We start from the raw sequence: 19,676 nt of genomic DNA on the forward strand, positions 1-19,676 counted from the left end.
ACAGCCTCTGCAGCAAGGAAGGGTACTGATATGTGTGGAATCGTGGGCATGGTCAGCCGCTCGGCGGTGAACCAGTTGATTTATGACGCCTTGCTGCTGCTGCAGCACCGCGGCCAGGATGCGGCGGGCATTGCCACGCAGATGGACCGCAAGTTTTTCATGTACAAGGCCAAGGGCATGGTGCGCGACGTGTTCCGCACCCGCAACATGCGCGCGCTGCCCGGCAATTGCGGCCTGGGTCAGGTACGCTATCCCACCGCGGGCAATGCCTACAGCGAGGAAGAGGCGCAGCCGTTCTACGTGAACGCGCCGTTCGGCATCGTGATGGTGCACAACGGCAACCTCACCAACGCGCGCAGCCTGCGCGAGGAACTGAGCTCTACCGACCATCGCCACACCAACACCGAGAGCGACTCCGAAGTGCTGCTCAACGTGCTGGCGCACGAGCTGCAGCGATCCAGCGGGGGCCGCACGCCGGAGGCACAGGACGTGTTCAACGCCGTGCGCGCCGCGCACCGCCGTCTCAAGGGCTCCTACGCCGTGATCGCCATGATCGCCGGCCGTGGCATGCTGGCCTTCCGTGATCCGCACGGCATCCGCCCGCTGTGCATGGGCAAGAGCGAGGACGGCACCGTGATGGTCGCGAGCGAATCGGTGGCGCTGGAAGGCGTCGGCGTGCCGTTCGACCGCAACGTGGCTCCTGGCGAAGCAGTCTTCGTCGACCTGGACGGCAATGTGCACACCCAGCAGTGCGCCGAGAATCCGGTGCTCAATCCCTGCCTGTTCGAGTACGTCTATCTGGCGCGCCCCGATTCCGAGCTGGATGGCGTTTCCGTCTACCGCGCACGCCTGAAGATGGGCGAGGCGCTGGCCAAGCGCGTGATTTCCATGGTGCCGCCCTCCGAGATCGACGCCGTGATCCCGATCCCCGAATCCAGCCGCCCCAGCGCCATGCAGCTGGCCCATGTACTGGGCCTGCCGTACCGCGAGGGCTTCGTGAAGAACCGCTACGTGGGCCGCACCTTCATCATGCCGGGTCAGGCGGTGCGCAAGAAATCGGTGCGCCAGAAACTGAATGTGGTGGCCAGCGAGTTCAAGGACCGCAATGTGCTGCTGGTGGACGATTCCATCGTGCGCGGCACCACCTCGAAGGAAATCGTGCAGATGGCACGCGACGCCGGCGCCAAGAAGGTGTATCTTGCCAGCGCCGCACCGCCGGTGCGCTACCCCAACGTATACGGCATCGACATGCCGACCCAGCAGGAGCTGGTAGCGTACAACCGCACCGACGAGGAAGTGCGCCAGCTGATCGGTGCCGATGCACTGATCTACCAGGATCTGGGAGCGCTCAAGTCTGCCATGCACGGACTCAATCCGGCCATCGAGAACATGGACGCTTCCTGCTTTGATGGCGTGTACGTGACCGGCGACATCTGCGACGGCGATATCGCGCGCATGCAGCAGGAACGTCCCAGGACGGGCGAGGACGGCGACTCCACCTCGCGCCTCACCCTGCCCAATGCCGAAATCCAGGGCTGATACCTGCTACCTCCATAAATCTCCTATGTCCCACGATTCCACACCGCCAGCCGAAACCGGCTGGCATGTCGATACTCTGGCCGTGCGCCAGGCCCTGCCACGCAGCCAGTACGGCGAGCATTCCGAAGCGCTGTACCTGAGCAGCAGCTTCGTCCAGCCCGACAGCGAAACCTCGGCGCACAACTTTGCCCACCCGGCCGACGGCTATACCTACACCCGCACCGGCAACCCGACGGTGACGTCCTTCGAGCAGCGTCTGGCTGCGCTGGAGGGGGCCGAAGCTGTCATCGCCACGGCCAGCGGCATGTCGGCTGTGCTGCTGATGGCCATGGGTCTGCTCAAGACCGGCGATCACGTGATCTGCTCGCAATCCATGTTCGGCTCCACCATCAAGCTGATGGGCACTGACATGGCGCGCTTCGGCATCGAGACCACCTTTGTGCCGCAGACCGACGCAGAGGCCTGGCGCGCGGCCGTGCGTCCCAACACGCGCCTGCTGTTTGCCGAAACCCCCACCAACCCGCTGACCGATTTGTGCGACATTGCGGCATTGGCCGGGATCGCCCATGCAGCCGGTGCGCTGCTGGCCGTCGACAACTGTTTCGCCACACCCGTGCTGCAGCGCCCGCTCAGCCTGGGCGCCGATATCGTGATCCACTCCGGCACCAAATTCCTGGATGGCCAGGGCAGGGTGATGGCCGGCGCCATCTGCGCCAGCCGCAAGCTGGTGGACGAATGTTTCAACCCCATCATCCGCGCTGCCGGCATGGTGCTGTCTCCGTTCAATGCCTGGGTGGTGCTCAAGGGCCTCGAAACCCTGTCGCTGCGCGTGAAGGCGCAGTGCGCCCAGGCGCTGGCACTGGCGCAATGGCTGGAGCAGCAGCCGCAGGTGGACCGTGTGTTCTATCCTGGCCTGGCGTCGCACCCGCAGCATGAATTGGCGATGCGCCAGCAAAATGGCCTGGGCGGCGCGGTGCTGTCGTTCACCGTCAAGGCCGAATCGCCCGAGCAGGGCCGCGCGCGCGCCTTCCATGTGATCGACAGCACGCAACTGTGCAGCATCACCGCCAACCTGGGTGATGTGAAAACCACCATCACCCATCCGGCCAGCACTTCGCATGGCCGCCTGAGCGAAGAGCAGCGCCAATCTGCCGGTGTGGTACAAGGGTTAATCCGCGTGGCCGTGGGCCTGGAGCATCTGGACGACCTCAAGGCCGACCTGATGCGCGGCCTGTCCACGCTGGCCTGATCGCCCCTTATTCCTGTTTACCCTCCGTCACCATGAGTCAAGTCCGTACCCGTTTTGCTCCCTCGCCCACCGGTTTCATCCACCTGGGCAACATCCGCTCCGCCCTCTATCCCTGGGCTTTCGCCCGCGCCAAGCAGGGCGATTTCATCCTGCGCATCGAGGACACGGACGTGGCCCGCTCCACGCAGGAGGCCGTCGACGTGATTCTGGAAGGCATGGAGTGGCTGGGCCTGACGCCTGACGAAGGCCCGTTCTACCAGATGCAGCGCATGGACCGCTACAAGGAAGTACTGGCGCAACTGCAGGCTTCCGGCCATGTCTACCCCTGCTACATGAGCATGGAAGAGCTGGACGCTCTGCGCGAGCGCCAGACAGCCAACAAGGAAAAGCCCCGCTACGACGGCACCTGGCGCCCCGAGGAGGGCAAGGTGCTGCCGCCCGTGCCCGAAGGCGTGCAGCCGGTGTTGCGCTTCAAAACGCCGAAACAGGGCGTGGTCGGCTGGGACGACAAGTGCAAGGGCCGCATCGAATTCCAGAACGCCGAGCTCGACGACCTGGTGATCGCGCGCCCGGACGGCACGCCCACCTACAACTTCTGCGTCTGCGTGGACGACATGGACATGCAGATCACCCACGTGATCCGCGGTGACGACCACGTGAATAACACGCCACGCCAGATCCACATCTTCGAGGCCCTGGGCGCCCAGGTGCCGGTGTTTGCCCACCTGCCTACCGTGCTGAACGAGCAGGGCGAGAAGATGAGCAAGCGCAACGGCGCCAAGGCCGTGACGCAGTACCGCGATGAAGGCTACCTGCCCGACGCCATGGTCAACTATCTGGCTCGCCTGGGCTGGAGCCACGGCGATGACGAGATCTTCTCGCGCGCGCAATTCCTGGAATGGTTCGACCTGGACCACCTGGGCCGCAGCGCCGGCCAGTTCGACGAAGCCAAGCTGCGCTGGGTGAACGCCCAGCACCTCAAGGCCATGGACGATGCGCGTCTGGCCGAGCTGGTGCGTCCCTTTCTGATCCAGAAGGGCATTGCTGCGGACCTGCTGGATGATGGCCGCCTTCCCGCCATGTGCGGTCTGCTCAAGGACCGCTGCGATACGCTGGTGGCGCTGGCGGACTGGATCGAGCGTTTCCATGTTTCCGTGGAGGCCTCGGAAGAAGACAAGGCCAAGCACCTGACGGAGGCTGTTCGTCCGGCCATTGCAGCACTGGCGACGCAGCTGGAAAGCTGTGAATGGACGCAGCAAGCAATTTCTGCAGCCATCAAGCAGATTCTGGCTGATTTTGGGCTTAAAATGCCGCACTTGGCCATGCCGGTGCGCGTGTTGGTCATGGGGACTCCCCAGACGCCTTCCCTCGACGCCGTGCTGACATTGCAACAACGCAAAAAAGTTTTGCGGGACTTGCAAAAAGTCTGAAAACTGGCCTATAATTCAAGTCTTCGCAGCAAACGAAGTTCGTTGAAAGCGAAGCAAAATTTGGGGGTATAGCTCAGCTGGGAGAGCGCTTGCATGGCATGCAAGAGGTCAGCGGTTCGATCCCGCTTACCTCCACCAAATTCTAGGTTTTGACCCTATCGTCTAGAGGCCTAGGACACTACCCTTTCACGGTAGGTACCGGGGTTCGAATCCCCGTAGGGTCGCCAAACAATCTGCTGGCAACAGCAGACTTGGCAAGCAGGCTGGCAACGGCATGCGAACCACCAGGAGTGGTAGTTCAGTTGGTTAGAATACCGGCCTGTCACGCCGGGGGTCGCGGGTTCGAGTCCCGTCCACTCCGCCAACATCGAAAGCCTTGCATCCGTGCAAGGCTTTTTAGTCAGTTCCCAGGTTTTGACCCTATCGTCTAGAGGCCTAGGACATCACCCTTTCACGGTGAGTACCGGGGTTCGAATCCCCGTAGGGTCGCCAGACAATGCCTATAAAAGGCATCTGGCAGGCAGCTTGCTTCGGCAGTCTGCCAGCTACCAGGAGTGGTAGTTCAGTTGGTTAGAATACCGGCCTGTCACGCCGGGGGTCGCGGGTTCGAGTCCCGTCCACTCCGCCACATCCTCCAAACCGCCTGTTTCTTGTGAGCAGGCGGTTTTTTCTTGCGTGCTCAGCTGCAAACACCTTTTGCACGATGCCATAAAGAGGCCGTTCTACCTGCAGGGTGCGAACAGCGTTGTCGCAAGGAGCAGGGGCCCGGACGTCCCAGGTGCTGATCAGCGACACGCGTCGTCATCACAGGTGCGGATTCTGCCTGTGCGGTAGAACACCACGGCACGCAGCCGGTCACGCAGACGAAATTCCAGCGTGCCGTTGGCGAGGGAGCCTTCCCGATTGCGTGCAAACCCCTGCCCATTGAAGAGCAGGTAGCCGTCCTTGAGTGTGTTGGCATTTCCGGTCGCCGTGGCCGGGGCAGAAATTGCAACGCCTTGCGAGCCGGTGTTGCGCTCCTGCAGCAGCGTATCCCGGTCGGGATCCCATTGACCGTTGCCATCGGCATCCGCAAACACGCGCCATCCGTTGTTCCAGTTGCTTTCGGGCGCCTGCACCATGGTATTGTGACCTGTCGCCAGCGCATGGCTGCGCGCGGCATGGGCAGCGGCGATGAAGCCGGCGCTGGCTTCCTGCAGGGCCAGCCTCGATTGCCAGTCCTGGTAGGCGGGGACCGCCAGCGTGCTGGCCAGTGCCAGAATGCCGAGGCTGGCCAACAGTTCGGTCAGGGTAAAGCCGCGCTGTGTGGGCTGGGAGAGCTGGTTTTTCATGGTTGATTCCAGCAATTAGAGGAATTTTCCTCATCAGGACAATATCGTTTTCCCATAGCGTCCATGCCATAGGACGGCCGTGTCGAGCCAGTTGCAACTGGCTGGGCGAATGCCACCACACAATCGGAAAGAGGCACAGCATTGCCATCCTCGTCCTTGCAGGCGCGGGCGCCCAGCAGGTAACGGCCTTCTGCGCGGCCGGTGTCGGCGGCAAATGGCAGCTCTCCCGGTTCGCCCGCGGTAAATGTGGCATAGCGCTGGTGTTGTGCGCGGTACTGCTCCTGTTGCAGCAGCTGTTCCTGCAGCGCGGTCTGGATCGTCTGGCGTTCGCCCTGGCGCAGATGGCGGGCATACGAGGGGTAGGCGAGGCTGGCAAGAATGCCGACCAGTGTCAGGACCAGCAGGGTTTCGAGCAGCGTGAAGCCGCGCAAGGAGTCAGTCATTGGCATCGAGTTGTGGGGGAGGGAGTTGGCGGAAGGCGATTTCTCGCAGCTGCATGGACGAAGCCGGCGATTCTGCTGGTGGTGGCGTGGCTGTCAGTTCCGCTTGCAGCAGGACCGGGATGCGTGCAGGCAACGGGCCGAAACCCAATGCCGTCACGCGGTAAAGAGTGGTGGAGACGGTGCTTTGTGCTGCAGCCGGGGCTTGCAGGCGCTCGATGCGGTAGCGGGGCGGTGCAGCCGATTGCATTCCCGGCCCCATGGGATAGCGGGCGCCGGTGAAGTGGCCGAACGGGACGCTGGTTTCCGGGGCTTGCCAGTCGTGTGCACTGGCAGGAGCGGCAAACGCTCCTGTCAGGGTGGCAGCACCCGCGAGCAGGGCTTGTGCAGCATCCGGCGCGCACAGCCCCTGAAAGGGGCCACTGCCACATCCTTCCTCTGGCCAGAGCAAGGCAGAGGATGTTCCGCGGAATAGCGCGCTGCGTTCCGAAGGCGATGTCGAGGTATTCAGCATGTCGTGCATGGCGTCGTCGAGAGCGGCACGGGCAGCCTGGTACGCGATCTGGTGCTGGCGGTCACTGGTGAGAGAGCGGGCCGAGAGCAGCACCCATTGCGTTGTCGCGCTGCCTATCAGTGCGACTGCCAGCAGGAGGATCAGGGTGGGAATCAGGGTGAAGCCGACATCTTGCCGGGAAGTGCGCCTAGCAGCAGATGAACGGATACCGGGTGCCGTCTGGTCGTGCATCAGCGGCTCCCGGTTGCAGGCAGATGCACGGTCCACTGCACCGTGCGACGCAGGCGCTTGTCGGGCACTACAGTGAGGGTTGCTCCGGCGTCGGTGGAGGCAAGCTCTGCATAGGCAGATCCGAAGGGATGCAAGGAAGCTGGCCCGCGGGCGGCCACGCCCTGCGTGCTGCGCAGTACCAGAGCGATGCGCACGGCCCGGACGCGCTGCCAGTTCGCCCGCGTGGCCTCGGCATCGCCGGCCACCTCCAGCTCCCCGGCATGCTGCCACTGCGTGACATGGCTGAATCGCGCGTCCTGGGTCTGCAAGCCGTAGAGAAATTGCAGGCTTTCCACGCCTTCCATCAGGGGTACGGACACCCAGTCGTTGGTGCTGCGGTAAGCGCATGACAGGCCAGGCTCCGCAGAGTGGCTGTCGCGGGCGACATACAGAATCTGGATGAAGGATGTAGATGCCGTTCCCCCGCCACAATGCGCAGCGCCTGCTCCGCCCGCGGACTGTACCAGCACGATATCGCTGCCGTTGACGCAACTGCTGTCACGCACCGATCCGCAACGGGTGGGCCGGTTGCCATTGCGGATGTTGGCCACCGTGGCGAAGTCCGGATGTTCGGGCTTGCGGTAAACAGCATTGTCCCAGCCGAACACGACCCGCTCCTGCGCGGAGGTGGCGCTTCCCCGGCTTGCCTGGCGCAGCGTGCGCGTGATGACATCTCGAGCCAGCCGCTCGCGGTCTTGAAGCTGGGTGGACTGATCCACCAGCTGCATGCCCTGACGTGCGAGCAGCAGGCCGGAACTGGCCAGCGCGATCACGGTAAGGCCGAGTGCGAGGGCGACCAGCAGCTCGATCAGGGTAAAGCCGGGAGCCGGTCGGCGCATCGACTTCATGGCGAAGGTGCCCCGGTGCTTGCCACCAGCACGGTGCGTGGTTGCACGGGCTCTTCGCCTGGGCGTTTGCTCCAGCCCAGCTTGATGACCAGAGTGCGTGCGGGTTGAGCGCTGGAGCTGGTACAGGCCCAGTTGGTTTCCCCTTGTGCATCCACTGGGTTTGCATTGGCACAGACCTGGATCCGTGCGCCTGGCAAGGCCTGCGCGACCTGCTGCTGCCAGTCGGCCAGGTCGTAGGCTGCCGCCTGCTCGGGCGTTTCGCAGGGTGCGGTGATGCAGTCCGGCGAGGGCAGCGAAGGCGCTGCGCCCGCGCGCATGTCCAGCAGATAGGGGCTCCCCGGCAAGCGAGCGATGGCAGGATTGGCGCGGATGCGTTCGGCCAGATCGGCGGCGAGCTGATCGGCACGCGCCTGCTGCTGCGTGTCGCGATGCTGACGCAGCGCAGTGGCGTGCATCTGCTGCGCACCCAGCAGGCCGACGCCGAGCAACACCAATGTGACCAGCACTTCGATCAGGCTGAAGCCTCGATGATGACGGGGATGACGGGGATGACGGCGGTGAACGGGGATGCGCAGATGCATCCCGCTATTTTAATTAAAAAGTTCTAAAATTTACTGCGGAAACAAATCTTGCTCCGGCTCGGGTACCAGCGCATGCTCCAGTTCCAGCAGGGCAATCTTGCGATCCAGTCCGCCGGCGTAGCCTGTCAGCTGCTGCCCCGCACCGACCACCCGGTGGCAGGGCACGAACAGGCTGACCGGGTTGCGCGACACAGCCATGCCGATGGCCCGGGCGCCGCCAGGGCAGCCAAGGGCATTGGCCAGCGCGCCGTAAGTACTCGTGTGGCCTTGCGGGATGCCGACCAGGGCATGCCACACTCGTTGCTGGAATGGGCTGCCTTCCACGAAGGTGAGCGGTGGATTCTGCAATTCTTTGCCGGCGAAGTAGCGGTCCAGCGCCAGGGCGGCCTGTTTGAGTACCGGATGTTCCGGAGCGACGGGGACGCCGTCCAGCTCGTCCACGGAGAAGTATTTCTGCGGCTCGAACCAGGCGCCGGCGAGCCCCTCCGCGGTCGCGCCCACGTGGAGCGGACCCAGGGGAGAAGAGTACACACTGCGCGCTTGCAGCAGGCGACGGTAGGGAACGGCAGGCATGGCAGGTCTCGCAGGGTTTGGTAAAGAAAAATCCGGGGCGCCCGCCCGCAGCGCAGCGGGGAAGTCCAGCATCAGGAAGACTCGGCAGGCGCGCTGCACGCCCGCCATGTCGTACCAAAGCATGCCGTGCACTCGGCTGCGGCCCAGTGTACTCCCCTTACAATGGGTCGATCCAACAACACCAGTCCGCGCGCGGGCTTTTCCTCCCATGCAAGTAGCCGCTTCGATCTTCAAGGCTTATGACATTCGCGGCGTGGTGCCGACTACCGTAACTGCCGATGTGGCGCGCGCTATTGGCCGGGCTTTCGGTACCCGTGCGCGCGCCCAGGGCAGCCAGACGGTGGCCGTGGGCCGTGATGGCCGCCTGAGCGGGCCGGAACTGGCACAGGCGCTGATCGCCGGCCTGATGGATGTGGGCGTGCAGGTGATCGACGTGGGCATGGTGACCACGCCCATGCTGTATTTCGCGGCGCACACCCTGTGCGACAGCGGCATCCAGGTAACGGGCAGCCACAACCCCAAGGACCACAACGGTTTCAAGATGGTGCTGGCTGGCAAGGCCATCTATGGCGAGGAAATCCAGGGCCTGCGCGAGGTCATCGAGCAGGAAAGCTGGGTGCTGGCCGAAGGTGGCAGCGTGCGCCAGGAGGATGTGTTCCCCGCCTACGGCGACAAGATCACGAGCAGCGTGCAGCTGGCGCGCCCGATGAAGATCGTGGTGGACAGCGGCAATGGCGTCGCCGGCGCGACGGCTCCTGCGGTGTTCCGTGCGCTGGGCTGCGAGGTGAGCGAGCTGTACAGCGAAGTCGATGGCGATTTTCCGAACCACCATCCCGATCCCAGCAAGCTGGAAAACCTCGAGGACGTGAAGCGCGCGCTGCGCGACACCGATGTCGAGCTCGGCCTGGCCTTTGATGGCGATGGCGACCGTCTGGGCATCGTCACCAAAGATGGCAATGTGATCTACCCGGACCGCCAGATGATGCTGTTTGCACAGGACGTGCTGCAGCGCGTGCCCGGCGGCACCATTGTGTTCGACGTGAAGTGCTCGCAACGCCTGGCACCCGCCATTGCGGCGGCAGGTGGCGTGCCGCTGATGTACAAGACCGGGCATTCGCTGGTCAAGGCCAAGATGAAAGAAGTCGATTCGCCGCTGGGTGGCGAAATGAGTGGCCACATCTTCTTCAAGGAGCGCTGGTTCGGCTTTGACGACGGCACCTATGCGGGAGCGCGCCTGCTGGAAATCCTGAGCCGCCAAGCGGATCCTTCGGCCGTGCTCAATGCGCTGCCTACCAGCCACTCCACGCCCGAGATCAATGTGGCCTGCGCCGAAGGCGAGCCGCACCGTCTGGCGGCCGAACTGTTGCCGCTGGCGCAGCAGGCATTTGCCGGTCAGGCGCAGGTCAACGGCATTGATGGCGTGCGGGTGGACTGGGAGGACGGCTTCGGCCTGATTCGTGCCTCCAACACCACGCCGGTGCTGGTGCTGCGCTTCGAAGGCCATACGCCCGAGGCGCTGGAGCGTATCCAGCATGCCATGCTGGAACTGCTGCGCCGCGTGAAGCCGGATGCGGTGCTGGGGGCTGCGGCGCACTGAGTGCGGGCCTCTATATTCATCGTTCGGCATGCTGCTTTCTCTTTATCGCGTCGCCATGGCCCTGGGCCGTCCGTTGCTGCTGCGCAAGCTGCGCCGGCGCGGAGAGCAGGAGCCCCTGTATTTGCATGCCGTGCACCAGCGCTTTGCCGAGTACACGGATGAGGAAGTACAGGCTGCGCGGGCACATGCGGGCGAATGGGTCTGGCTGCATGCCGTGTCGCTGGGTGAAACCCGGGCTTCTGCGGTGTTGATCGAGGCCCTGCGCGCCGCCATGCCGGGCATGCGCCTGCTGCTGACCAACGGTACGGCGACCGGCTGGCAGGAAGGGGAGAAGCTGCTGCAGCCTGGTGACATGCATGTGTGGCTGCCGTGGGACAGCCGCGCCGCCACGCGACGCTTTGTCGAAACCTTCCGTCCCCGCCTTGGCCTGCTGATGGAAACGGAAATCTGGCCGGAAATGCTCGCAGCCTGTGATGCGGCGGGCATTCCCGTGGTGCTGGCCAATGCCCGCATGAGCGAGAAGACCTTGCGCCAGTCGCTGCGTTTCGAGTCACTCGCCCGGAAAATCTACGGCCTGTTGCGCGTGGCCTATGCGCAAACCGCCGACGATGCGGAACGCCTGCTGCAGTTGGGGGTGCGCGACATTCGCGTCACTGGCAATCTCAAGTTCGATGCCCGGCCTGATCCGCAGCAACTGGAGCTGGGACACCAGCTGCGTGCCGCGCGGGACGACGCCTTGCGGTCTGCTGGGCAGGCCGCGACGCCGGTCGTGATGCTGGCCAGCAGCCGGGAGGGTGAGGAAAGGCTCTGGATCGAGGCCTTGGCGGGATTGCCGCAGCAGCAGCGGACAGCCGTGCAGTGGCTGCTGGTGCCACGCCACCCGCAACGCTTCGATGAGGTGGCGGCGATGCTGGAGCAAGCCGGCTGGAATGTGAGCAGACGCAGCGCGTGGGGCATTCATGCGGGCGCAGCGAATGAACTGCATGTGGCTTCGGCTCAAGATGGAGGCGCTCCTGCCGTCTGGCTCGGCGACAGCATGGGCGAGATGGTGTTCTATTACGCGCTGGCCGATCTCACGCTGATGGGTGGCAGTTTCGAGCCTTTGGGTGGCCAGAACCTGATCGAGGCCTGTGCCTGCGGCTGCCCTGTGTTGTTGGGGCCGCATACCTTCAACTTTGCCGAGGCCAGCGAGCAGGCCATCGGAGTCGGTGCGGCCTTGCGCTGCGGGGACATGGCGGATGCCGTGCAGACAGCACTTGGGCTGGTGGGGGCAGGAGCTTCAGTGCATGGTGTGGAAGTCCCCGCAGTTGGCGCAGAAGCCTCAGCCATCGGTGCGGATCAAGCAGCAGCCTCTGGCAACAAGCTATCCGCCATGCGCAGCGCAGCGCTGCTTTTCAGCCAGCAGCACCAGGGAGCGGCCCAGCGCATCGTGCAGGATATCCATGCGCTCGGCTGGCTGAGCACGAGGCGATAGCACGCATCGGAAGACGTGCCGGCCGGGATGTGCGTCCTTCAGTAGCGGGGAATTGCCGGATCCACCGTCGCCCACGCATCAATCCCGCCCGTGATGTTCCAGATCGCATCATGCCCCTGCTGGTGCAGGAAATGTGCCACATGGTAGCTGCGCACGCCATGGTGGCAGAGGCAGGCCAGCGGGGTGTCCGGATCGTCGGGCAGGCGGTCGAGCGCAGCACCCAGGCGCGACATTGGCTCGGTCAGCAGCACGAATCCCTGGGCAGCCGCCTGTTGTTCGACATGGGCGGCCTCGCGTTCCCAGTCTTCACGCACATCCAGCACATACGGCGTCAGGCCGTCGGCACGCATCTGCTCGGCCCAGTCAGCAACCTGGGCCGGCGCCAGTTCAGCAACCATGACGGTGCCGGAATCAGAAGCGGAAACGCGGCGTTTCGGGGAAGCCTTCCAGACGCGGAATGATCACGTCCCAAGGCTTGGTGGTGTCGAAGGTGCCGGAGTTGACGCGCGTGACGAGGTTGACGTGCATCATCGGCTCGTGGCCGACCACGGCGATCAGGCGGCCGCCGTTGCTGAGTTTGTCCTGCAGTTCATGCGGGATGGCAGGGACGGAACCGCACAGCACGATGGCATCGAAGGGGCCGTTGGCCAAGGCACCGGCCAGGCCATCGCCATGGCGCACGTCCACGTTGGTGATGCCGGCATTGCGCAGGTTGTCCACCGTCTGCTTGACCAGTTCGGCACGGGTTTCGAAGGCCAGCACCTGCTGGCTGCGACGGGCCAGCAGAGCCGTCATGTAGCCGGTGCCGGTACCGATCTGCAGCACCTTGTCGGTGGGCTTGAGTTGCAGATCCTGCACCAGACGCGCCTGCACGCGCGGGGCCAGCATCACCTGACCGTGGCCGATCGGCACTTCCAGATCCATGAAGGCCAGGTCACGGTGTTCGGGCGGACAGAAATCTTCCCGCTTGACCTCTTCCATCAGTTCCAGAACCTGGTCATCCAGCACGTTCCAGGGGCGGATTTGCTGCTGGATCATGTTGAAACGGGCTTGTTCGATGTTCATGCTTGCTCCGGCATGTGCGCTTGTGCGGCGCAGGTTGTACAGACGAATTTACTTATTTTAACGTGGGATACGGTCGAATCCGTCTTGGCATGCTGCAGCGCACCGCAGCACGGGGGCATCACCAAAAAGGGTGTCTCGAAACTGTCATATGCGTTTCGCAACATTTGCACCCACGCTGCTGCATTGGCAGTCCTTTCCCAAAGCCCCGCATGAACCGATTTGTCCTGACCTGCCTGCTGTGCATGCTGCCTGCTGCGGCGCACGCCGACTCCCTGCTGCAACGCGCAGCCGGGGCCGTATCCAGCCGTTGGGCCGAAACGGGCGGCGAGCGGGGCAAGGTGGATCTGTACCTGCCGCTCTACGCCTGGCACAACCGCAGCGTGTACAGCCCGGAGGAGCGGGCGCTGCTGAGCGAACGACCGCTGGGCCTGGGCGTGGGTGGCAGCGCCCTGACGCCGGACGGTTCCAGCCATTACAGCTTCTATGCCCTGGCCTTCCGCGATTCCGAGGGCGATGTGCAGCCCATCGCAGGCTATCTTCAGACCTGGCGCATGCAGTCTGGCGGGCTGTTCGCCGGCCTAGGCTACACCGCCTTCGTCACCGCACGCAGGCACTTCCATCGCTACCTGCCGTTTCCCGGCGTGCTTCCGGTGGTGGAGCTGGGCTATGGCGATTTCTCGCTGTATGCGACCTATATCCCTGGCGGCAGGACCGATGGGCGGCGCTATGGCAATATCGCGTTTGTAATGGGCCGATACGCATTCTGAGGAGATGAACGCCATGGCAGAGCAAACGCAACAAGTTCCGGAAACCTCGGTGATCTGGCTGGCTGGCGGCTGCTTCTGGTGCATGGAAGCGGTATTCCAGCAGGTGCGTGGCGTGTTGTCCGTGGAGAACGGCTACGCCAATGGCGACGGTCGAACGGTGGACTACGAGGCGGTATGCAGCGGCACCACTGGCTACGCCGAAGTGGTGCGGCTGGAGTTCGACCCGCGCGAGATTGCGCTGGAACAGATCCTGGCGATCTTCTTCACCGTGCATGATCCCACCAGCCTGAACCGGCAGGGTGCGGACGTCGGTACGCAATACCGCAGCGGTATCTACTGCGCCAGCGAAGCACAGTTGAACGAGGTCCGGGCCTGGGTGGAGCTGGCGCGCAGGCATTACGACCGTCCGGTCGTGACCGAACTCGCGCTGGTTCAGGATTACCAGCGCGCGGAAGACTATCACCAGGACTATTTCAACCAGCATCCCCACCAGGGCTATTGCGCCATGGTGGTGGCGCCCAAGGTGGAAAAATTCCGGCAGGTGTTTGCCGGCTGGCAGCGCTAGTCGGGCCGGCGCGTGCGCCCGTCTGCATGCGCTGCAGCACAGCCAGCGAAAAGCGGAAGGCCGGAACTCGCTGTTCGATCGGGGGAACTCAGGGCGCCAGGCGCTCGCGCAGCCAGCTGCCATCCGCCTGCTGTCGGTAGCGCAGGCGGTCGTGCAGGCGGCTTTTGCGGCCCTGCCAGAATTCCCACTGGTCCGGCACCAGACGGAAGCCACCCCAGTGCGGCGGGCGTGGCGGCTGCAGCAGAAACTGGGCGCCATAGCGCGCGGCCGCCGTCACCAGTTCGGTGCGGCCCTCGATGACTTCGCTCTGCGGGCTGGCCCAGGCGCCGATGCGGTGGTCCAGCGGGCGCGACTGGAAGTAGGCATCGCTTTCCTCGTCGGCCACCTTGTGCACGCGGCCCTCGATACGCACCACGCGTTCGAGTTCGACCCAGTGGAACTGCAGTGCGGCAAACGGGTTGCCGGCCAGCTGGCGGCCCTTGCGGCTCTGGTAGTTGGTGAACCAGGTGATACCGCGCTCGTCGTAGCCCTTGATCAGTACCACGCGGGTGCTGGGGCGCAGGTCGTTGCCGACGGTGGCCAGGGTCATGGCATTGGGTTCGGGCACCTGGGCCTTGAAGGCTTCATCGAGCCATTGCGCAAACTGCTGCATCGGATCTGCATGCGAGGCGTTTTCGTTGAGTTCGGCGCGTTCGTAGCTTTTGCGCAGATGGGCGATATCGGGGTGGCCGGTGTTCATGGGGTGTTGTAAGGAGGCGTAAGACACTGATACTTTACAATAGCCGGCGATAGCACAGGTGCCGGACTGGTTTCGTTGCCTGTGGGCAGGATTTTTTCTTTCCATACCATCCCCTACTGGAGCAAACATGGCTTTCAACATCAATGATGACGACCGCGAACAGAAGACGGTCGTCGGTTTCCTGATCGGCGCCGTTGTGCTGCTGGCGATTGCGCTGGCTGTCGGTTTCGGCATGTCGCGTGCCGGCGTGTTTGGCAAGAAGGATGGCGCTGCCTCCCTGGGTGCCAGCGCCGTGGCAGCCGCTGACGCCGCTTCCGCAGCCGTGGCCGCTTCCGATGCAGCATCCGATGCCGCCTCCGGCTCTGCCGCTGCTTCCGGCAGCGCTGCGTCCGCTGCTGATCAGGGCGCTGCCGCCCAGGCCGGTGCCGACGAAGCCAGCGTGAAGGTGGTGGACGGCGTGGTGCGCTTCTACTTTGCCAGCGGCAAGGCCGAACTGGCCGGCGGTGCCAAGGAAGCCCTGGCGGATGCCGTGGCTGCTGCCAAGGCCGGCAAGAAGCTGGTGCTGAGCGGCTACCACGACAGCACGGGCGATCCGGCCAAGAATGCCGAGCTGGCCAAGCAGCGTGCCTTTGCCGTGCGTGATGCCCTGGTCGCCGAAGGCGTTGCCGAAAGCAGCATCGACCTGAAGAAGCCCGAAATCATGCCCGACAGCAAGGGCAACGATCCCGAAGCCCGTCGCGTGGACGTGAAGATCGACTGATCGGTTTTCATCTGGATCCCTGGCTTGCGCAGTGCTGGTCAGGGATGCTGAAATGAACGAAGCGCCCCAAGGTTGCAGAACCTTGGGGCGCTTTTTGCTGGATCAGCAGGTAGGCGCCGTGGGACTGGGTGGATCAGAACTTGTCCATGCCCGCGGTTCCGGCACGCTGGATCAGTTCCACCTTGTAGCCGTCCGGATCCTGCACGAAGGCTATTTCGCTGGTGCCACCCTTGACCGGCCCGGCTTCACGCGTGATGGTGCCGCCGGCTGCGCGGATTTTCTCGACGGCGGCGTATACGTCCGGCACGCCAATGGCCAGATGGCCATAGGCGGTGCCCATGTCGTAGCTTTCGGTGCCGTAGTTGTAGGTCAGTTCCAGCTCGGCCTGGGCCGGGTTGGCTTCGAAGCCGAGAAAGGCCAGCGTGTACTGGTATTCGGGGTTGTCCGCAGTGCGCAGCAACTGCATGCCCAGTACCTGGGTGTAGAAATCGATGGAGCGCTGCAGATTGCCGACACGCAGCATGGTGTGGAGGATTCGCATGGGATGAAGGTCAGGTCAGGGATTGGGAAAGTGCGCCGGAGCGCGCACGGTCAAGTGTGCCATATCCCTGACTGACATCCACGGCATGCCTCAGCGTGGCGGATCCGGTACAAAGCCGCTGTCTGCCGGGAAGGGCTGCGGGGTTGCGGGGCGTGGCGGTTCCCACGGGCGGATGATGCCGCGGGTGCGCAGGTTGGCCAGGCTGTCGTAGCGGATGCGGATGACTTCAGCCGGCGTGGTGCTGGCGCGCACGAAGCGCGTGGTGCTCACCTCTGACGATTCACGCTCGCCGTGCCCGGTGCCCAGGCCGGGAGAGGCCTGGGTGCGCGCCTCGTCCCGCAGCGGCGGCATGGTACCCGGGCGGGAGGCCTCTGCGGCAGCGCTGTCCTGACCGCGCAGCGAGCCGGCCGGGGCTTCGCCACGCTCGGGCGTGGCGCGTGGCCAAGGGCGGATCGGTGGATAGACCGGCCGGCGTTCGGGAAACACGGCCACGCCAATCACGCCGATGTCATCGGGCCGCCCGGTGCGGCTGGCGTAGGAGTGGCGCGGCTGAGTGAAGTGGAAAGCGGCGATTTCGTTCAGGTTCTTGCGCCAGCCGGCAATCTCGCTGTACTGGTGCGGGTCGAACACGTAGCCGTCCTGCAGCGTGCTGGCAGTCTGGCCGGTGACGATGTTGACGCCATCCACCGACATGACGGCCAGCGCGCGCCGTCCCTGCAGGTTGCGCACGCCGATGGCGTAGCGTGCCCCTGGCTGGCCGGCGACCCAGTATTCGCCTTGGTGCGTGTAGACGGGCAACGCCTGGCCGGTGTTGCGGTCGATCACCTGCACATCCATGGTGTTGCCGACGGCGCTGGCCTGCTGGGTTGCGGCCAGGCCGCCGAGGAGCAAGGCGGCGAGCAGGGGCTGGCGCAGGCGGAACAGGGGACGGGAATGGGTGACTGGCATGGCAGGCTCCTTGAATTGGGCTGACAATTTTCTGACCATTCTCGCCCATTGGTGCGCACCGTGGGTCACCGAAGGTGCAAAGGTGTAAACGGATGTTGACGCAGTTGATATGCGGCAAGGGCTATCGGGGTTGCCCCTCTTGCGAACCCCCGTGGGCAGGGGATAATCTGCAGGTTCGATAGAAAGTTACCATCCGATGACTGCACCCATCATTGACATGGGCCATATGCAACAGGCGGCTCAAGAGGCTACCCAGATGTTGCGCGTGCTGGCCAATGAAAACCGCCTGCTGCTGCTGTGCCAGCTCAGCCAGGGCGAGAAATCCGTAGGCGAACTGGAAACCCTGCTCGGGATCCGGCAGCCGACCCTGTCCCAGCAACTGGGCGTGTTGCGCAACGAAGGTCTGGTGCAGACGCGCCGGGAGGGCAAGCAGATCATCTACCGCGTGGTGGATGAGCGCGCACAGCGTCTGCTCGAGACGCTGTACGGCATGTACTGCAGCTGCTGAGCCACGATTTTCCTTGCCTGCTGCAGCAGGCAGACAGCAAAAACGGCCGGAAATTCCAGCCGTGATGCATTGATTGCGCCTGCGCCAGCTCGGCGCAGGCTGTCAGGCTGGCTTACCAGCCGCCGTAGTTGCCACCGCCTCCGCGGTTGCCGCCGCGCTTGTTGCCGGAAGTACGGTTGCTGCGGCGGATGCTGTCCACGCTGGTGCGCAGCGGATCGGGCTGGCCGCCGTTGCCCTGGCTGCGCGGCACGCCAAAGTCGTGCAGGCGGAAGGGCGCGCTCTCGTGGCTGCGCGGCTGGGCTTCGCCACCGCCATGGCGCGGGCCCTGACGACGCTGGCCGTTGTTGTTGCGGTTGCCACCCTGGCCTTGTCCCTGGTTCTGGCGCGGCGCGCGCGGTGCACGCTCCTGCATGGAGGGCGCATTGCCTTCGCCCTGGCCCTCGCTGCGCTGGCCACCACCACCGCTGCGGAAGCGGTTGCGACGGCGACGCGTGCGCTCCTGGCCTTCGGGACGCTGGCCGTCCTGTGCGGGGCGATTGTCCTGGTCCGTCAGATCGGCCGGATCGGTTTCGGCATCATGCCCCGCAGCGCGGGAAGCGGCCTGGGCCACCGGCTTGCGGTGGCCGCCTTGCGGCTTGCCGGCCTTGTTCTCGCGGATGCGCTGCATCATCTCCTGGCGCGCGGCCTTGGCGGCGGCAGCCATTACCTCGCGGCCCGGCGGCTTGCCGGCACCGCCCCACAGGGTCTGGCGACCCATGGCGATCGGCTCGGCCTTTTCGCCTTCATCCGGGCCGAAGCCCTCGATGAACTGCACCGGAATCTGCTGGCGCGTGAATTTCTCGATGGCGTGCATGAAGCCTTCCTCGTCCATGCAGACCAGGTTGACGGCTTCGCCGCTGGCGCCGGCGCGACCGGTACGGCCGATGCGGTGCACATAGTCTTCGGAGATATTCGGGATCTCGTAGTTCACCACGTGCGGCAGGTCGTCGATGTCGATGCCGCGGGCGGCGATGTCGGTGGCCACCAGCGCACGGATGTCGCCGCTCTTGAAGCCGGCCAGGGCCTGCGTGCGTGCCGTCTGGCTCTTGTTGCCGTGCAGCGCCATGGCGGTGATGCCGTTCTTGTTCAGGTATTCGGCCACGTGGTTGGCGCCGAACTTGGTGCGGGTGAACACCAGCACCTGACTCCAGTTGCGCTCCTGGATGATGTGCGCCAGCAGCGCCTTCTTCTTGGCGCGGCCCACCGGGTGGATCACCTGCGTGATGCGCTGCACCGTGGTGTTGCGCGGCGTCACCTGCACCTGTTTTGGATCATGCAGCAGGCGGCTGGCCAGATCGCGGATCTCGTCGCTGAAGGTGGCGGAGAACAGCAGGCTCTGTTTTTGCGCCGGCAGCAGGGCCAGCACCTTCTTCACGTCATGGATGAAGCCCATGTCGAGCATGCGGTCGGCTTCGTCCAGCACCAGGATTTCGACCTGGCTCAGGTCGAGCGCGCCCTGGCCATGCAGGTCGAGCAGACGGCCGGGGGTGGCGACCAGCACGTCCACGCCTTTTTGCAGGCGCTGGATTTGCGGGTTCATGCCGACGCCGCCGAAGATCACGGCAGACGTCATCTTGAGGTTCTTGCCGTACTGCTGCACGGATTCTTCCACCTGGGCAGCGAGTTCACGCGTGGGGCAGAGCACCAGCGAACGCACCTGGCCGCGCGCGGCGGGGGTGCCTTCGCTCAGGCGCTGCAGCATGGGCAGGGTAAAGGCCGCGGTCTTGCCGGTGCCGGTCTGGGCACCGCCGAGCAGATCGTTGCCGGCGAGGACGAGGGGAATGGCCTCGACCTGGATGGGGGTCGGCGTCTCGTAGCCGAGATCGCGCACAGCAGAAACAATGGCTGGCGCCAGTTGCAGGTCTTCAAAATTCATGCGAGAGGAGCACCTTGCAAGG

Annotated in this window: 21 protein-coding genes and 5 tRNA genes; 14 read left to right on the forward strand and 12 right to left on the reverse strand. The window is 64.4% G+C overall.

Going from position 1 to position 19,676, the window contains the following annotated elements; genetic code table 11:
• Window positions 1–30 precede the first annotated feature (30 nt).
• From purF to ACX36O_RS03890, 8 genes are all read left to right on the forward strand, one after another.
• Complete coding sequence (purF, locus tag ACX36O_RS03855; protein WP_213359684.1) at window positions 31–1,539, forward strand: amidophosphoribosyltransferase; 1,509 nt, start codon at window positions 31–33, stop codon at window positions 1,537–1,539.
• Between the two features lie 25 nt (window positions 1,540–1,564).
• Window positions 1,565–2,788 (forward strand): O-succinylhomoserine sulfhydrylase, encoded by a 1,224-nt coding sequence (locus tag ACX36O_RS03860; RefSeq protein WP_371686906.1) that lies wholly within the window; start codon window positions 1,565–1,567, stop codon window positions 2,786–2,788.
• Window positions 2,789–2,820: 32 nt separating this feature from the next.
• Entirely contained in the window at window positions 2,821–4,218 is a 1,398-nt protein-coding gene (gltX, locus tag ACX36O_RS03865; RefSeq protein ID WP_213359690.1) for a glutamate--tRNA ligase, read from the forward strand.
• Between the two features lie 62 nt (window positions 4,219–4,280).
• Window positions 4,281–4,356 (forward strand) — tRNA-Ala (locus ACX36O_RS03870).
• A gap of 13 nt (window positions 4,357–4,369) precedes the next feature.
• Window positions 4,370–4,445 (forward strand) — tRNA-Glu (locus tag ACX36O_RS03875).
• 60 nt (window positions 4,446–4,505) lie between these two features.
• Window positions 4,506–4,582 (forward strand) — tRNA-Asp (locus tag ACX36O_RS03880).
• Between the two features lie 52 nt (window positions 4,583–4,634).
• Window positions 4,635–4,710 (forward strand) — tRNA-Glu (locus ACX36O_RS03885).
• Between the two features lie 59 nt (window positions 4,711–4,769).
• Window positions 4,770–4,846 (forward strand) — tRNA-Asp (locus ACX36O_RS03890).
• A gap of 157 nt (window positions 4,847–5,003) precedes the next feature.
• Here ACX36O_RS03890 and ACX36O_RS03895 read toward each other — a convergent pair.
• The 6 genes from ACX36O_RS03895 to ACX36O_RS03920 are packed head-to-tail and all read right to left on the reverse strand — an operon-like array spanning window position 5,004 to window position 8,775.
• Window positions 5,004–5,549, reverse strand: coding sequence for a GspH/FimT family protein (locus ACX36O_RS03895; RefSeq protein WP_213362630.1), 546 nt, complete (start codon window positions 5,547–5,549; stop codon window positions 5,004–5,006).
• Window positions 5,546–5,992, reverse strand: coding sequence for a type IV pilin protein (locus ACX36O_RS03900; RefSeq protein WP_488360086.1), 447 nt, complete (start codon window positions 5,990–5,992; stop codon window positions 5,546–5,548). Before ACX36O_RS03900 ends, ACX36O_RS03895 begins: the two co-directional genes overlap by 4 nt.
• Window positions 5,985–6,734 carry a PilX N-terminal domain-containing pilus assembly protein gene (locus tag ACX36O_RS03905; RefSeq protein ID WP_213359695.1) on the reverse strand — a complete coding sequence of 250 codons (750 nt, stop codon included), beginning with the start codon at window positions 6,732–6,734 and terminating at the stop codon, window positions 5,985–5,987. Before ACX36O_RS03905 ends, ACX36O_RS03900 begins: the two co-directional genes overlap by 8 nt.
• A complete protein-coding gene (locus ACX36O_RS03910) occupies window positions 6,734–7,621 on the reverse strand; it encodes a PilW family protein (RefSeq protein ID WP_213362631.1) in 888 nt (295 codons plus the stop codon). The genes ACX36O_RS03905 and ACX36O_RS03910 overlap by 1 nt, the downstream gene beginning before the upstream one ends.
• Entirely contained in the window at window positions 7,618–8,202 is a 585-nt protein-coding gene (gene pilV, locus ACX36O_RS03915) for a type IV pilus modification protein PilV (RefSeq protein WP_213359697.1), read from the reverse strand. The genes ACX36O_RS03910 and pilV overlap by 4 nt, the downstream gene beginning before the upstream one ends.
• A gap of 30 nt (window positions 8,203–8,232) precedes the next feature.
• Complete coding sequence (locus ACX36O_RS03920; protein WP_213359705.1) at window positions 8,233–8,775, reverse strand: methylated-DNA--[protein]-cysteine S-methyltransferase; 543 nt, start codon at window positions 8,773–8,775, stop codon at window positions 8,233–8,235.
• A 208-nt stretch (window positions 8,776–8,983) separates the two neighbouring features.
• On the opposite strand from ACX36O_RS03920, the gene ACX36O_RS03925 reads away from it, so the two are divergent.
• Both ACX36O_RS03925 and ACX36O_RS03930 read left to right on the forward strand, forming a co-directional pair.
• Window positions 8,984–10,372 (forward strand): phosphomannomutase/phosphoglucomutase, encoded by a 1,389-nt coding sequence (locus ACX36O_RS03925; RefSeq protein WP_213359708.1) that lies wholly within the window; start codon window positions 8,984–8,986, stop codon window positions 10,370–10,372.
• Between the two features lie 28 nt (window positions 10,373–10,400).
• Window positions 10,401–11,846: a 3-deoxy-D-manno-octulosonic acid transferase gene (locus tag ACX36O_RS03930; protein ID WP_250130968.1), complete on the forward strand. Its 1,446-nt coding sequence runs from the start codon at window positions 10,401–10,403 to the stop codon at window positions 11,844–11,846.
• A 38-nt stretch (window positions 11,847–11,884) separates the two neighbouring features.
• Here ACX36O_RS03930 and ACX36O_RS03935 read toward each other — a convergent pair whose 3' ends face one another.
• Window positions 11,885–12,244: a rhodanese-like domain-containing protein gene (locus ACX36O_RS03935; protein WP_213359709.1), complete on the reverse strand. Its 360-nt coding sequence runs from the start codon at window positions 12,242–12,244 to the stop codon at window positions 11,885–11,887.
• 13 nt (window positions 12,245–12,257) lie between these two features.
• Complete coding sequence (locus tag ACX36O_RS03940; RefSeq protein WP_213359711.1) at window positions 12,258–12,911, reverse strand: protein-L-isoaspartate O-methyltransferase family protein; 654 nt, start codon at window positions 12,909–12,911, stop codon at window positions 12,258–12,260.
• 209 nt (window positions 12,912–13,120) lie between these two features.
• Here ACX36O_RS03940 and ACX36O_RS03945 point away from each other — a divergent pair, with 209 nt between their 5' ends.
• Complete coding sequence (locus tag ACX36O_RS03945) at window positions 13,121–13,678, forward strand: phospholipid:lipid A palmitoyltransferase (protein WP_213359713.1); 558 nt, start codon at window positions 13,121–13,123, stop codon at window positions 13,676–13,678.
• A 13-nt stretch (window positions 13,679–13,691) separates the two neighbouring features.
• A complete protein-coding gene (msrA, locus tag ACX36O_RS03950) occupies window positions 13,692–14,243 on the forward strand; it encodes a peptide-methionine (S)-S-oxide reductase MsrA (protein ID WP_213359715.1) in 552 nt (183 codons plus the stop codon).
• 88 nt (window positions 14,244–14,331) lie between these two features.
• Here msrA and pdxH read toward each other — a convergent pair whose 3' ends face one another.
• Window positions 14,332–14,982, reverse strand: a complete 651-nt coding sequence (pdxH, locus tag ACX36O_RS03955; protein WP_213359716.1) for a pyridoxamine 5'-phosphate oxidase — start codon at window positions 14,980–14,982, stop codon at window positions 14,332–14,334.
• A gap of 127 nt (window positions 14,983–15,109) precedes the next feature.
• Between pdxH and ACX36O_RS03960 the strand changes: the two genes are divergently transcribed.
• Window positions 15,110–15,742: an OmpA family protein gene (locus ACX36O_RS03960; RefSeq protein ID WP_213359720.1), complete on the forward strand. Its 633-nt coding sequence runs from the start codon at window positions 15,110–15,112 to the stop codon at window positions 15,740–15,742.
• Window positions 15,743–15,875: 133 nt separating this feature from the next.
• On the opposite strand, the gene gloA is transcribed toward ACX36O_RS03960, so the two are convergent.
• Entirely contained in the window at window positions 15,876–16,283 is a 408-nt protein-coding gene (gene gloA / locus ACX36O_RS03965) for a lactoylglutathione lyase (RefSeq protein WP_213359723.1), read from the reverse strand.
• 90 nt (window positions 16,284–16,373) lie between these two features.
• Window positions 16,374–17,231, reverse strand: a complete 858-nt coding sequence (locus ACX36O_RS03970; RefSeq protein WP_250130969.1) for a hypothetical protein — start codon at window positions 17,229–17,231, stop codon at window positions 16,374–16,376.
• 196 nt (window positions 17,232–17,427) lie between these two features.
• Between ACX36O_RS03970 and ACX36O_RS03975 the strand changes: the two genes are divergently transcribed.
• Window positions 17,428–17,739: an ArsR/SmtB family transcription factor gene (locus ACX36O_RS03975; protein WP_213359725.1), complete on the forward strand. Its 312-nt coding sequence runs from the start codon at window positions 17,428–17,430 to the stop codon at window positions 17,737–17,739.
• Between the two features lie 112 nt (window positions 17,740–17,851).
• On the opposite strand, the gene ACX36O_RS03980 is transcribed toward ACX36O_RS03975, so the two are convergent.
• On the reverse strand, window positions 17,852–19,654 hold the full coding sequence (locus tag ACX36O_RS03980; protein ID WP_213359727.1) for a DEAD/DEAH box helicase: 1,803 nt from the start codon (window positions 19,652–19,654) through the stop codon (window positions 17,852–17,854).
• Between the last annotated feature and the right edge of the window lie 22 nt (window positions 19,655–19,676).

The sequence above is a fragment of the Brachymonas sp. KE5 genome, assembly GCF_057773645.1.

Coding starts and splice junctions, on each gene's coding strand:
- purF (WP_213359684.1), top strand. CDS start 31: ATGTGTGGAATCGTGGGCATGGTCAGCCGCTCGGCGGTGAACCAGTTG.
- ACX36O_RS03860 (WP_371686906.1), top strand. CDS start 1,565: ATGTCCCACGATTCCACACCGCCAGCCGAAACCGGCTGGCATGTCGAT.
- gltX (WP_213359690.1), top strand. CDS start 2,821: ATGAGTCAAGTCCGTACCCGTTTTGCTCCCTCGCCCACCGGTTTCATC.
- ACX36O_RS03895 (WP_213362630.1), bottom strand. CDS start 5,549: ATGAAAAACCAGCTCTCCCAGCCCACACAGCGCGGCTTTACCCTGACC.
- ACX36O_RS03900 (WP_488360086.1), bottom strand. CDS start 5,992: ATGACTGACTCCTTGCGCGGCTTCACGCTGCTCGAAACCCTGCTGGTC.
- ACX36O_RS03905 (WP_213359695.1), bottom strand. CDS start 6,734: ATGCACGACCAGACGGCACCCGGTATCCGTTCATCTGCTGCTAGGCGC.
- ACX36O_RS03910 (WP_213362631.1), bottom strand. CDS start 7,621: ATGAAGTCGATGCGCCGACCGGCTCCCGGCTTTACCCTGATCGAGCTG.
- pilV (WP_213359697.1), bottom strand. CDS start 8,202: ATGCATCTGCGCATCCCCGTTCACCGCCGTCATCCCCGTCATCCCCGT.
- ACX36O_RS03920 (WP_213359705.1), bottom strand. CDS start 8,775: ATGCCTGCCGTTCCCTACCGTCGCCTGCTGCAAGCGCGCAGTGTGTAC.
- ACX36O_RS03925 (WP_213359708.1), top strand. CDS start 8,984: ATGCAAGTAGCCGCTTCGATCTTCAAGGCTTATGACATTCGCGGCGTG.
- ACX36O_RS03930 (WP_250130968.1), top strand. CDS start 10,401: ATGCTGCTTTCTCTTTATCGCGTCGCCATGGCCCTGGGCCGTCCGTTG.
- ACX36O_RS03935 (WP_213359709.1), bottom strand. CDS start 12,244: ATGGTTGCTGAACTGGCGCCGGCCCAGGTTGCTGACTGGGCCGAGCAG.
- ACX36O_RS03940 (WP_213359711.1), bottom strand. CDS start 12,911: ATGAACATCGAACAAGCCCGTTTCAACATGATCCAGCAGCAAATCCGC.
- ACX36O_RS03945 (WP_213359713.1), top strand. CDS start 13,121: ATGAACCGATTTGTCCTGACCTGCCTGCTGTGCATGCTGCCTGCTGCG.
- msrA (WP_213359715.1), top strand. CDS start 13,692: ATGGCAGAGCAAACGCAACAAGTTCCGGAAACCTCGGTGATCTGGCTG.
- pdxH (WP_213359716.1), bottom strand. CDS start 14,982: ATGAACACCGGCCACCCCGATATCGCCCATCTGCGCAAAAGCTACGAA.
- ACX36O_RS03960 (WP_213359720.1), top strand. CDS start 15,110: ATGGCTTTCAACATCAATGATGACGACCGCGAACAGAAGACGGTCGTC.
- gloA (WP_213359723.1), bottom strand. CDS start 16,283: ATGCGAATCCTCCACACCATGCTGCGTGTCGGCAATCTGCAGCGCTCC.
- ACX36O_RS03970 (WP_250130969.1), bottom strand. CDS start 17,231: ATGCCAGTCACCCATTCCCGTCCCCTGTTCCGCCTGCGCCAGCCCCTG.
- ACX36O_RS03975 (WP_213359725.1), top strand. CDS start 17,428: ATGACTGCACCCATCATTGACATGGGCCATATGCAACAGGCGGCTCAA.
- ACX36O_RS03980 (WP_213359727.1), bottom strand. CDS start 19,654: ATGAATTTTGAAGACCTGCAACTGGCGCCAGCCATTGTTTCTGCTGTG.